Here is a 12,615-nt window from a genome sequence, read left to right on the forward strand (position 1 = left end):
GCGCCTCGACGTGCCGGACCCGGCCGTGCTCGGCTACGGCGTCGTCGCCGAGGACCGAAGCCGTGCGATCATCGCCCACGTGCAGTACGAGGAGTCGCAGACCAACCGCGGCGTGTACCTGCGCGTGCCGGGCCTTGACCCCGCCGCCGAATACACGCTCAAGTGGACCGGACCGGAACCGCCCTCCGCCTCGCTCGAATCGCTCGACGCGTTCGGGCCCATGGGCGAGACGAAGGCCACCGGCCGCTACCTCGCCACCGTCGGCATCCGCTTCCCGCGGTGCCGCCCCGAGACGATTCGACTCGTCGACATCGTCAGGGAACAGTAAGCGTCCAGAGGTTCTTCCTTCCTTTTCCTTCCTCTGGTCCGGGTGCCGGAATCTCCGCCAGGATGTTCCGGCACCACCGTTCCTGCCCTCGTCATCGCCATTGTCATTGCTCTCGTCATCGCTCATGCGCCGTCGCATGCGCCCCGCCTCTCCCCACAACGAAGTCAGGGATCATTCATGAACAGCACCTCTTTCACCCTCGGAACCCCCTCCTGGATCACGCTTGTCACCGACGACGGCAGCCACGTCGCGCCGTTCGCGCGCCGTGAGACGCTGCCGGAGGACGTGGCGGTCGACGTGGCGGACAACGCCTCGGGAGGCACCGTGGTCTCCCTCTCCGCGCGGACCACCGCCGTGCGCACGGTCAAACTGCGCTGGACGCGTCCGATGCCCAAGGACGCCCGCTACCTCGCCGACGAATGGGAGCGCAGCTACGGGACCATGGGCTTCCACGGCATGCTCCCCAATCGCATCATGCCGTGGTACTTCCTCGTCGTGCAGGGCCCCTCCACCACCGGATACGGTGTGAAGGTGCGCCCCAACGCCATGTGCCTCTGGCAGGTCGACACCGCCGGCATCACCTTGGTGCTGGACGTGCGCAACGGCGGCGAAGGCGTGCTCCTCGGCGGCAGGCGGCTCGACCTCGCCGAAATCGTCGCAGTCACATACGAGGACGTCGACTCGTTCAACGCCGCCCGCGAATTCTGCCGCGCGATGTGCGACGATCCCGTGCTCCCGGATGCGCCCGTGTACGGCAGCAACAACTGGTACTACGCCTACGGCGACAGCAGCGAACGGGAGATCCTCGCCGACGCCGACTACCTCGCCGAACTCACGGAAGGCAACGCCAACCGGCCGTTCATGGTGGTGGATGACTGCTGGCAGGAGCATCACCGGCTCGACGACTACAACGGCGGCCCCTGGCGCAACGGCAACGACAGGTTCCCGGACATGGCCGCGCTCGCCGCCGGCATCGAGGCGCGCGGCGTGCGCCCCGGCATCTGGGTGCGCTTCCTGCTCAACGAGGACGAATCCATCCCCGACGAGTGGAGGCTTCCACACAACGGATGCCTCGACCCCACGCACCCGGACGCCATGGCGTACATCCGCGAGGACGCCGAAACCCTGTGCCGCTGGGGATATCAGCTCATCAAGCACGACTTCTCCACCTTCGACCTCTTCGGCAGATGGGGATTCCAGATGAACCCGTTCGTCACCGCGGACGGCTGGCATCTCCACGACCGGTCGGTGACCAGCGCCGAAGCGGTGAAGGCGCTGTACCGCACCATCTTCGACGTGACGCAGGCGCACGGGGCTATGGTGCTCGGCTGCAACACCATCGGACATCTCGGCGCGGGTCTCATGCAGCTCGACCGCACCGGCGACGACACCAGCGGCGTCGATTGGGAACGCACAAGGTTCAATGGCGTCAACACGCTCGCCTTCCGACTGCCGCAACACGGCACGTTCTTCGACACGGACGCGGACTGCGTCGGCATCGGCGACGCCATCGACTGGGCGAAGAACCGCCAATGGGCCGAAGCCATCGCGCGCAGCGGCACCTCCCTGTTCTTCTCCGCGAAACCGCACACGATGGCCCCGCAGGACGAGCAGGACCTGCGCGAGATCCTCGCCATGTCCGCGGCGCCGCAGGAACACGCCATCCCCCTCGATTGGGAGCTGACCGACTGCCCCGAGGAATGGGAATCGGAACTGGGCATGGTGCGGTACGACTGGTACCAGCCGCAGGGGCTCGCCTTCGGCCCCCGCACCAACCGCGGCGTCAGCATCCTGACCAATATCGACGAATGACGGGCGGTGCTCGCCATGGCGAAGGATATGAAGGATACGAAGAGCGCGGAGGATGCGTTCGCCGCTGATTCGCCGGGGCGTCGTCTTCCCCGTCGGTTCGTCATGTCCTGCGTGGGTGTGCTGCTCACCGCGGCCAGCATCGCGATGTTCACGAAATCGGCGTTCGGCACGGACCCGTTCACGACGTTCGTGCTGGGCGTCACCGATGCGACCGGATTGCGCTATGGACTGGTGTACACCGCGGTCAACCTGGTCATCATCGCCGTGGTGGCGGTGGCGGCCAGACGGAACATCGACCTGGCCACCCCGGTCACGATATTCCTCAGCGGATTCGTCACCGAAGGGTGCATGATCCTGCTGGACCTCTGGCTGGAGGAACCGGGGTTGGCGGCGCGGGTCGCGCTCATCGCCGGGGGCATCGTGCTGCAGTGCTTCGCCACGGCGTTGTACTACACCGGCGACCTCGGCGTATCCGCGTACGACGCCTGCGCGCTCGGGCTGCATCAGCGGCTTGGGCTGCCGTTCCGGTTCTGCCGCATCGGCACCGACCTGTTGTGCGTGGGCGTGGGGTTCGCGTTCGGCGCGGTGGTTGGCGTCGGCACCGTGATCACCGCGTTCTGCATGGGGCCGCTGGTCGACTGCTTCAACCGCACGGTGGCCGTGCCCCTGCTGAATGCGGGGTTCTGGGACCGTATAGGAAGCAGGATCCTGCAACGCGCGTGACGTTTCCGTCGCAGTTGTGGATATCCGCCGGGTCTTCGCCAACTTCGGTCGGGCTTGCCGTGCACCTGTCGCTGGAATCATTGATCGCGCTCGGGGATTCCAGCGTCTCCGCCATGGCCGGGCGGCCCGCTTCGGTTCGTCCCTTGGCATGTGGCGAAGACGATGCCGCGTCGAGGGACGACAATCCTTGTCCCTCGACGCGGATTATCGATGATTCCACGCCGAGGGACGAGTTCCAACGTCGAAGTCCACGCAATCGATGCGACGATCGTTGGAAAATGGCGGTTTCCGAATGCACGTTTTCTCCGGTTGCACGGAATCCTTGTCCCTCGACGCGGATTCGACATGTTTGCGCGTCGAGGGACAGAAAATCCTGCCCCTCGACGGCGATGACGCGCTTCCCCTCATCGAGGGCCAACTCTCACCACCCCTGAACAAAGGGCCACGCCATAATCCCGCCGAGGGCGAAGGGAATTCCCGCACTCAACGCGAGTGCAACGATGTAGCGAAGTTACGGGACGAGCAGGCACCCTGCGCACGCCGCAGACCAGAGCGATGACGCCCCTGAAGATGCCGGGCTTCCGAAGGTGCGGAGACCCCGAAGGTGCTGAAATCCGTGCACTCGCGTTCGAATATGATGAATGCGCTTACGCCACAGGCACACCTTCCCTAAGACGGGCCCGCGGATGGGGCGCCCCCCTACTTCCTCCGCTTCGCGACGAAGTTGCTCACGCACACGCGCAGCACGAGCGTGAACACGACGACCATCGCCACGAGCACGGCGATGTCGAACCAGAACTGGTCGGGCGTGTTCTTCCACAGGTCGTCCTTCTTGAAGGTGGGCACCTTCGTCGGCCCGTAGAGCAGCTTGTTGAGTCCGATGTCCGCGGCGGCGGCCGAGAAGCCCCAACGCCCGGGGAAGATCGTCGACGCCTGCTCGAGCCCGTCGCGGTCCGTCACCGGAATCATGCCGCCGGAGAACACGAGCTGCGCCATCACGAGAATCACCAGCAACGGCATCGTCTGCTCGCCCGACTTGACCAGCGCCGAACCGACCTCGCCGAGCATCGCGGAAGCCCACGCGGTCAGCCACACCACCAGCACCAGTTCGGGCACGCCGGAATCGGTGAGCACGCCGCTTTCCGGGCGCGGCTTGCCCACGCTCACCGCCACCGTGAGGATCGCCGCCTGCAGCAGCGTCTGCAACGCCATCACGATGAGTTTCGACGCCGTGTACGAGCTCGGCGACAATCCCACCGCACGCTCACGGTCGTAGATCGCGCGCTCGGAAACGATGTCGCGCACCGACAGCGCCGAACCCATGAAGCACGCGCCGAGGATCACGAGCGCGAGCAGCTGGCTCGGCTCGGTCGCCGCATCCTTGAAATCGGGTTCGCCCAGACCATGCGAGCCCGGCACGACGAGCGAGAGCATGCCGAGCAGCAACGGCAACAGCAGCAGGAACACGAGCAGTCCCGGATCCGCGATGATCAGATGAATCTGCCTGATGACCAACGTCAGCATCTGCCGGAAGCGGAACACCTTCGCCGGTTTCTCATGCCCCTCATGCGGCTTGATCTTCTTGCGCGCCTCGAGCATGCGCTGATGCGTGTCGGTGATCGAATGCACCTCTTCCGGCGACTCGGTGACGTCGTTGAAGATGTCCGCCCAATCCTTGTCGCCGAACGCCTGCCGCATCTCCGCGGGCGTGCCGAAGAACGCGGGATGCCCGCCCGGCGCGAGCATGAGCACGTTGTCGCAGTACTTCTCGACGTACGTCAGCGAGTGGGTGACGACGAGCACCACGCGGCCCGCGTCGGCGAGCTGGCGCAGCATCTTCATCACGGTCTGGTCGAGCGACGGATCGAGGCCGGAGGTCGGTTCGTCGAGGATGAGCAGTTCCGGCCCGGTGAGCAGCTCGATCGCGGTGGACACGCGCTTGCGCTGCCCGCCGGACAGCCGGTCGATGCGGTTGTGGCGCCGCTGCGTCAGTTCCAGCTCGGCGAGCACGTTGTCGATGATCTCGGCGCGTTCCGCCTTCGACGATCCGGGCAGGCGCAGTTTCGCCGCGTACTCCAACGCCGCGTCGACGGTGAGTTTACGATGCACGACGTCGTCCTGCGGGACGAATCCGATACGGCTGCGCAACAGTTCGATGTTCTGGTGCACGTCGTATCCGTCGAACAGCACGTGGCCTTCCGTCGGCGAGTTCAGTCCCGCGACGATCGAGGTGAACGTCGACTTGCCCGCACCGGACGGGCCGATCACCGCGGTGAGCGTGCCCTTCGCGAACACCGCGTCGATGCCGTCGAGCAGACGCACGCCCTTGCCGACGGTCAGTCCGATGTTCTCGGCGATGACCGCATCGGTGCCGGCGAGCGGCGCGCGATCCTGCAGCACGCCGCCGGCCACGGTCAGATCGGTGTTGCCGACCGTGACCACGTCGCCTTCCTCGAGCCACACTTTGGCGACGCGACGGCCGTTCACATACGTGCCGTTCGCGGAATCGAGGTCGGTCAGGAGGATGCCGTTCGGTGTGGCCTCCAGCGAGCAGTGCTTGCGTGAGACGAGATAGTCGCTGATGCGGATCGTGCAGTTCGGGGTGCGGCCGATTGTGCCGGTCCGGTCGCGTTTCGGATCGAAGTCGCCGAGCACGCGCGACGGTTTCAGCTGCGATTCGAGACGTTGCGCCTGCGTGCTGCCGGCCATGACGGTGCCGTAGAGTCCGGTGGGCGAAGGGACGTCGACGTCGTTCGCGACGGGCGGTGTGGGCAGTGACTTGGCGATGCCGGGGAACGAGGCGTTGCCGGCGGGGCGAGGGGATTGCTGCGGCGGAATCGGCGCGGCGGGGCGAGGGGATTGCTGCGTCGCCGGGGCCGGACGGGCCGCCGGAGCGGGGCGCGGTGCCGGCGCCTGCGGGATCTGCGCTGGAACCGGAGCCGTCGGGGCGGCCTGCGGAATCCGGTTCCGCTCGGGAGCCGCGGGCCGCGGAGACGCCGGTTGCGGCGCGACCGCGGCAACGGTGCAGATGATGGGCACGTTCGTCGCCAGCATCACCGTGGTCGTGTTTGCGATGAGAATCTGCGTGACGCGCACGCCGTTGACGGTCAGACCGTTCGCGCTGCCCAGATCCTCCAGCAGCCAACCGTCGGCGGTGGGCGTGATCTTCGCATGATGGTGCGAGACGTGCGGATCGGCGACCACCACGTCGCAATCGGCGGCGCGGCCGATCACGGACGGATGAGTGGGGTTGATGGCGTGGCCTACGGAGCCGATGTATACGGTGAGGGATGGCAGGGTCATGGCCGTTCTCTATCTCTTCTGCGAATGTTCTCCATTCACAGTTCTATCACGATGAGATGCCGCAGGTGTGCGGAATCCGCAGGCGTGGACGCGCGGACCGCCGCGGGCGGATCCGCGCGCCTGACGTCTGCGGTCTCGGCCGGTGGTTTGCCCTGTGACTCAGAACGACAGCACCTCGACCAGACCGTCGTGCATCACGTAGCGCGCGCCGGCGATCATCAGCCGGCCCTCGGCCAGGGCGAGACGGATCACTTCGCTGCCGTCGGCGAGCAACTCGATGGTGCGGGCGACGTGCGCACGCTCGAAATCGGCGGCGTCCTCCAGATCCGCCTCCATCGCCTGCGCGACCGACGTGCCCACTTCGCGCACGATCGGCGAATCCTGCGCGGCGAGCATCGCCTCCAGATGGTCGGCGTGCGCGTCGGCACGGGCGGCGCCCTCCGGGATGTCGAAGCAATCGCAGTCGTCGAAACGATTCGCGAGCTCGGCCACGCCGTCCACCGCGGCCTTCACCGCGCCGCAGCCCTCGTGGCCGAGCACGACGATGAGGCTCACGCCCAGATGCTCCACCGCATACTCGAGCGAGGCGATGACGGCGTCGTCCAGCACCTCGCCGGCAGTGCGGATGTCGAACAGGTCGCCAAGCCCCTGATCGAAGATGATCTCCGGCGGCACGCGCGAGTCGGAGCAGGAGAGCACCGCCGCATCCGGGTGCTGTCCGTCGAGCAGGCGCTCGCGGGTCTCGCGGTCCTGCCACGGGTGTTCGGCGGCGCCCTCCGCGAACCGGCGGTTGCCCTGCAGCAGACGGCTCCACGCGGCGTTCGCCTTGGACTCGTAGGATTCTGATGATTCGCGGGATTCGTACGATTCGGACATGTGGGCTCCTTGGGCTGCGGTTGCGGTTGCGGGTTGTGTCTGGGATTCGTCATGCTCCAGTGTAGAAGGCGCCGGGCGTGAGTGACAGGCGGGGGCTGCGCAGGCCACGGGCATCACCGTAGGTTGCCGGTGTGATGTTGTTCATACAACGCTTTGAGCGTGCCTCCATTCACTATCCTCGCCGTTCGGGATACGATGGTGGCAGTGCCCGGGGGCGCCGCGAGCCGCGATGGGAACCGGCGGAACATCCGGGCCGACGAGCATCCTGAAAGGAACGATGATGACTCTTCTGCAGCATGAAATCACCGATTTCAAGGTCCAGGCATTCCAGAACGACGAATTCCACGAGGTGACCAAGGCCGACGTGCTCGGCCACTGGTCCGTGTTCTTCTTCTACCCGGCGGACTTCACCTTCGTGTGCCCGACCGAGCTTGAGGACCTCGCCAATAAGTACGAGGAGTTCAAGAAGATCGGCTGCGAGATCTACTCCGTCTCCTGCGACACCCACTTCGTGCACAAGGCGTGGCACGACGCCAGCGAGAAGATCGCCAAGATCCAGTACCCGATGCTGGCCGACCCGACCGCCCTGCTCGCCCGCGACCTCGACACCTACAACGAGGCCGACGGCATGGCCGAGCGCGGCGATTTCATCGTGAACCCGGAGGGCAAGGTCGTGGCCTACGAGGTCACCTCCTCCAATGTGGGCCGCAATGCCGACGAGCTGCTGCGCCGCGTCCAGGCCTCCCAGTTCGTCTACGAGCACGGCGACCAGGTGTGCCCGGCCAACTGGACCCCGGGCGAGGAGACCATCGAGCCGAGCCTCGACCTCGTCGGCCAGCTGTGACAAACAGCCCAGTGGGCTGTTTGTAGCAGCGAGCAGCGGTAGCGTTGCGAGCGTCGCAGGGAACGCAAACAGCCCAGTGGGCTGTTTGTAGCAGCGAGCAGCGGTAGCGTTGCGAGCGTCGCGGGGAACGCAAACAGCCGCAATCTCGGCCCCCTCTGACGAGGGGGCCTTTCGATATAAGGAGCTTTTCATGACCGAAACCCAGGACAACCTTTACGACGTCGTCGTCATCGGCGGCGGCCCCGCGGGACTCACCGCCGGCCTGTACCTCGCTCGCGCCCGCTACCGCGTGCTCATCCTCGAGAAGGATGATTTCGGCGGGCAGATCACCATCACCAACGAGGTCGTCAACTATCCGGGCGTGGGCCGCACCACCGGTCGCGCCCTCACGCAGACCATGCGCCAGCAGGCGAAGGACTTCGGCGCCGAATTCCTCTCCGCCGAAGCCACCGGACTCGAAGTGGACGGCGACGTCAAGACCGTGCACACCTCGCGCGGCGACCTGAAGACCTTCGGCATCCTCATCGCCACCGGCGCCTCCCCGCGCAAGCTCGGCTTCGCGGGCGAGGCGGAGTACGCGGGTCGCGGCGTCGCGTACTGCGCCACCTGCGACGGCGAGTTCTTCACCGGCAAGGAGGTGCTCGTGGTCGGCGGCGGGTTCGCCGCGGCCGAGGAGTCCGTCTTCCTCACCAAGTACGCGAGCAAGGTCACCGTGCTCGTGCGCGAGGACGATTTCACCTGCGACGCGGCCGTCGCGGCCGAGGCGAAGCACAATCCGAAGATCGAGGTGCGCTACGGCGTGGAGCTCAAGGGCGTCACCGCCGGTCAGGGCGGACTGCGCGAGGCGACGATCCTTGACCGTGCATCCGGCGAGACCGAGACGTGGAAGCCGGCCGACGATGGCACGTTCGGCGTGTTCGTGTTCGCCGGCTACGTGCCCGCGACCGATCTGGTGCGCGGCGTCGTCGAGCTCGACGACCACGGCTACGTGGTCACGCACGATTATCTCGAAACGTCCGTTCCGGGCGTGTACGCGGCCGGCGACCTGCGCGTGAAGAACCTGCGTCAGGTGGTCACTGCTACTGCCGACGGCGCGATCGCGGCCGTCGAGCTGGAGCGGTATGCGAAGTCGATGAGCGAGAAGACGGGTCTCGTGCCGCCGCGCCCGACGGCCTCCGCATACGAGCAGGCCGAGGCTGAATCGGCCAAGGCGACGGCCGCGGCAGGCACCACGCCCGCGCCGGCGCCGGTCAAGCGCAGTGCGGATGCGGCTGCCGCCGCTTCCGCGGCGAAGAAACCCGGCGAACTGTTCTCCGCGGCGATCAAGCAGCAGCTCGGCGTGGTCTTCGGTCGCATGACCCGCCCGGTCACGCTCGCGCTGGAACTGGACGACACCCCGCTTTCGGCGGAATTGCAGGGATTCGTACGTGAGATGGTCGCGCTGTCCAATGGCAAGTTGAACTCCGTGGCGATCGATGCGGCCGGACTTGTCACGACGGTCGACGGTTCGTCCGCGCCGGAATCGCTGGTCGTCGGCGAACCGGCTCAAATCGTGCTGCCGGCTCAGGCCGACGGCGATGCCGTCGCGCTGCCGACGTACGGCACGCTGGACGACACTGGACGCGCCGAATTCGATGCGGCCGGGTTGCTGCCCGGCGCCCGTCCGGCCGCGCGCCTGTGCGTCGCCGGTGATGACGGGCGGCTGGTGTTCACCGGCCTCGCGTTCCACGGCGTGCCATCCGGCCACGAGTTCAACTCGTTCGTGCTGGGCCTGTACAACGCGGCCGGCCCCGGCCAGCCTCTGGACGACGATCTGCGCTCGCGCGCGGAGGCCATCACGGAGCCGACCGATGTGATGATCCTCGTGTCGCTCACCTGCACGATGTGCCCGGAGACCGTGTTGTCCGCGCAGCGCATTGCCTCGCTGAATCCGAACGTACGCGCCGAGGCCTACGACGTCTCGCACTTCCCGGAGCTCAAGGACCAGTATGGTGCGATGAGCGTGCCCTGCATCGTCATCAACCGTGGTGCGGGTGCCGGTGCGGATGGTGACGGCGAGCAGAAGGTCGAATTCGGCAAGAAGAGCATCCCCCAGATGCTCGCCCTGCTCGGCGCGTAGCCCGCACTCCGCAGGTCACGCCCGGTCGCCGGAGGTTCGGATTCCGGCGACCGGGCGTTTCCGGTTCGGCGGCGGAAGATTCGCTGTGGTTTTACTGCCGGAGGAGGGGCTGGCGGAGGTTGGAGGAGGGACTGTCGGAGGACGAGGGCTGTTTCCGGCTGCCAACTGCGTTTGCAGGGGTGGATATTCCCGCCTCCGGATATCCATCCTGCTTACGAGGGGTGCCCGTTTCGCGTAGACACGCCATGATTGGGGCGGAATGTGCCGTTTACTCGCCGGATACGTCCCGTTGGCAACCCCTCGTAACGCAGATGGGTGTCGGATGGACGGCGGATGTACCCCTGCGAACCAGGATTGCGGATACCATGGTGTGTATCAATGGCGACGGCTCTGCGGAGGGAGCTTCACATGCGCGACGATGCGATGGGCAGTGCGGCCGGCTTGCGTAAGAACACTGCTCGCATGCATGATGACCGGGACCAGATCCGCATCGGATGCGCGGCGGCCGTGTGCGCCCTGTATGCGCTGCTGCTGGTGTGCGTGGCGGCGGGCGAGTTGCCATGGGCCTCGTACGAGACTCGCGGCGGATTCTCCATGGCCGCCGCCTTGATGATTAACTTCCTGTTTCCACCGGTGCTGTTGGGCGTGGGCGCCGTATACGGATTGAGACCGCAATCCCTGCCGGAACCGGAATCAGAGCCGCTGCCGAATCCACAATCCGGGGCGTCGCATCGCGTGGCCGACTGGGCGACGGTCCGCGGTGCCTTGCGTGCGTTCCTGTTCCCCCTGATCTCCGCGCTTCCCGCGTTCCCGCTGATATTCATGCTTGCCGTGGCGAGTGATTTCTGCGCGGTGAATTCCGCGTGCACGCAGGTCGGCCCGTGGATACTGAACTGGATCAGTCTGGGGCAGGTGTGGTGGTTCATGGAGCTGTTCGCCGCTTCCGGCTGCATCGGCCTCGCCGCGACCCTGCTGATCAGACTCGTGGCGCGTCTGGTTCGTGGCCTGCGTGCTTGCCGGCGACTGTGACGAGCGTCGCGCACAGCAGCGCCACTGTGAACAGCACGGCGAGCACCGGAATCAGTGCGGAGTAACGATGCGTCTGGTCGGGGGAGTGGGTGACCACGAACGAGGCGAGCTGGTTGCCGGACAGGCCGGCGAACGCCCACGCGCTCAACGTCAGCCCATGCGTGGTGGAGACGGTTTTCGTACCGAAATGCTGGTCGAGCAGCACCGGCAGCGTGGAGAATCCGCCGCCGTAGCCCGCGTTGATGAGGAACAGCATGGCTAGCACCGCCCACAGCAGCGCGTTGCCGATGCTGTTGAGCGCGACCTGCAGCAGACATACCAGAATCGACATGATGAAGATCACCTGATACACGGTCTCACGGCGCTTGAGGTGATCGGACAGCGTTGAGAAGCCCACACGTCCGGCCGTGTTGAACACGGAGTCGATGGCGAGCACCAGCCCGATTACGCCTGCAGTGGCGGCGGCGAAATCGGACGGAGCCAACGCGGCATACTGCGGGAGGGCGGCCAGCACGTCGTGCAGGATGTCCTTTTCCTGGCTGATGAGTGCCAGGCCGCAGGTGATGTTGAGATAGAAGGCGATCCAGATGCCCCAGAACACCGGCTTCTTCAAGATCGAGACGCGGCTGACGTGCGAGGTGGCCGGATCGTAGGTCCAGCCGGCCGGACGGCGGATGAACAGGAATCCGACCAGCATCATGACCGCGTAGACCGCGGCGAGCACGAAGAACATGCTCACCAGACCGACCGTGCCGATCAGGTATTCCATCAGCGGACTGGCTATGGCCTTGGCGAGTCCGAACCCGGCGACCGCGATGCCGGTGGCGAGGCCCTTGTTGTCGGAGAACCACAGCATCAGGTTCTTGACCGGGGTGAGGTAGCCCACGCCAAGTCCGACGCCCATGATCGCGCCGTAGCAGATGAACACGCCCGGCAGGAATCCGGCGGCGATGCTCACGCCCGTGCCGGCGAAGCCGACCACGAAGCAGACCATGGAGACGAAGGCGGACCGCTTGATGTTCCTCTCCACCATCGGGCCCGCGAACGCGGCGGACATGCCGAGGAAGAAGATGGCGAGGGAGAACGCCCACTCCACCGAGGCGGGCGCGGCGTGGAGACGGTCGGCGATGAGCTGTTTGAAGACGCTCCAACAGTAGACCGTGCCGATTGGAATGTGGATGAGAAGAGCCGGGATGATCGCGCTGGTCCAGCGGTTCCCGGCGGAAGCGATTCGTGCCATAAGCGGATGTCCCCTTTCACTGCCGATGCCGGTTGCCCGACGATTCCGCAAGAGACGCCTCACCCGAATCCGCACCAACCTACGTGGCACATGACGGTACTGCCCGCACATGCGAACATCGTTGGTGTAAGGTTCATCGGCGCTGCTGGCTCTCGTCGGAGCCGACAATGCAGCATTCTAGCGGGGTGGCGTTTCGGTACTCGCGGCTGGGATGGGGAATTTCGGTGAGATGGTTCACATCGGACGGTTGGATGGGAGGCGGAGTGCGGGATTGCACCGGTCGGGCGGACGGGAAATGACAAACTCTGCAAAGTCCGGAGGTCTTTTCCGCGTTACGGGGG

At 65.9% G+C, this 12,615-nt stretch carries 9 protein-coding genes; 6 read left to right on the forward strand and 3 right to left on the reverse strand.

Annotated features, from left to right (window positions below; genetic code table 11):
* Positions 1–25 precede the first annotated feature (25 nt).
* The 3 genes from BFAL_RS11485 to BFAL_RS01505 all read left to right on the forward strand — a co-directional run bounded on the left by BFAL_RS11485 (position 26) and on the right by BFAL_RS01505 (position 2,863).
* Positions 26–328, forward strand: coding sequence for a GH36 C-terminal domain-containing protein (locus BFAL_RS11485; RefSeq protein WP_269082752.1), 303 nt, complete (start codon positions 26–28; stop codon positions 326–328).
* Positions 329–505: 177 nt separating this feature from the next.
* Positions 506–2,140 (forward strand): glycoside hydrolase family 36 protein, encoded by a 1,635-nt coding sequence (locus BFAL_RS01500; protein WP_055426688.1) that lies wholly within the window; start codon positions 506–508, stop codon positions 2,138–2,140.
* Positions 2,141–2,167: 27 nt separating this feature from the next.
* The gene (locus tag BFAL_RS01505; RefSeq protein WP_152973465.1) at positions 2,168–2,863 is read left to right on the forward strand and encodes a YczE/YyaS/YitT family protein; all 696 of its coding nucleotides are present in this window, start codon (positions 2,168–2,170) and stop codon (positions 2,861–2,863) included.
* Between the two features lie 699 nt (positions 2,864–3,562).
* On the opposite strand, the gene BFAL_RS01510 is transcribed toward BFAL_RS01505, so the two are convergent.
* Positions 3,563–6,166 carry an FHA domain-containing protein gene (locus tag BFAL_RS01510; RefSeq protein WP_055426690.1) on the reverse strand — a complete coding sequence of 868 codons (2,604 nt, stop codon included), beginning with the start codon at positions 6,164–6,166 and terminating at the stop codon, positions 3,563–3,565.
* Positions 6,167–6,325: 159 nt separating this feature from the next.
* A complete protein-coding gene (locus BFAL_RS01515; RefSeq protein WP_055426691.1) occupies positions 6,326–7,042 on the reverse strand; it encodes a carbonic anhydrase in 717 nt (238 codons plus the stop codon).
* A gap of 280 nt (positions 7,043–7,322) precedes the next feature.
* Between BFAL_RS01515 and ahpC the strand changes: the two genes are divergently transcribed.
* The 3 genes from ahpC to BFAL_RS01530 all read left to right on the forward strand — a co-directional run bounded on the left by ahpC (position 7,323) and on the right by BFAL_RS01530 (position 11,034).
* Positions 7,323–7,886 (forward strand): alkyl hydroperoxide reductase subunit C, encoded by a 564-nt coding sequence (ahpC, locus tag BFAL_RS01520; protein WP_055426692.1) that lies wholly within the window; start codon positions 7,323–7,325, stop codon positions 7,884–7,886.
* Positions 7,887–8,076: 190 nt separating this feature from the next.
* A complete protein-coding gene (locus BFAL_RS01525) occupies positions 8,077–10,005 on the forward strand; it encodes an FAD-dependent oxidoreductase (protein ID WP_055426693.1) in 1,929 nt (642 codons plus the stop codon).
* Between the two features lie 408 nt (positions 10,006–10,413).
* Positions 10,414–11,034: a hypothetical protein gene (locus BFAL_RS01530; protein ID WP_152973466.1), complete on the forward strand. Its 621-nt coding sequence runs from the start codon at positions 10,414–10,416 to the stop codon at positions 11,032–11,034.
* Here BFAL_RS01530 and BFAL_RS01535 read toward each other — a convergent pair.
* Positions 10,982–12,274, reverse strand: a complete 1,293-nt coding sequence (locus tag BFAL_RS01535) for an OFA family MFS transporter (protein ID WP_055426695.1) — start codon at positions 12,272–12,274, stop codon at positions 10,982–10,984. The two genes, BFAL_RS01530 and BFAL_RS01535, sit on opposite strands and share 53 nt — an antisense overlap.
* Positions 12,275–12,615: the final 341 nt, after the last annotated feature.

It is taken from the genome of Bifidobacterium aesculapii (assembly GCF_001417815.1).
In the GTDB taxonomy this organism is placed as follows: domain Bacteria; phylum Actinomycetota; class Actinomycetes; order Actinomycetales; family Bifidobacteriaceae; genus Bifidobacterium; species Bifidobacterium aesculapii.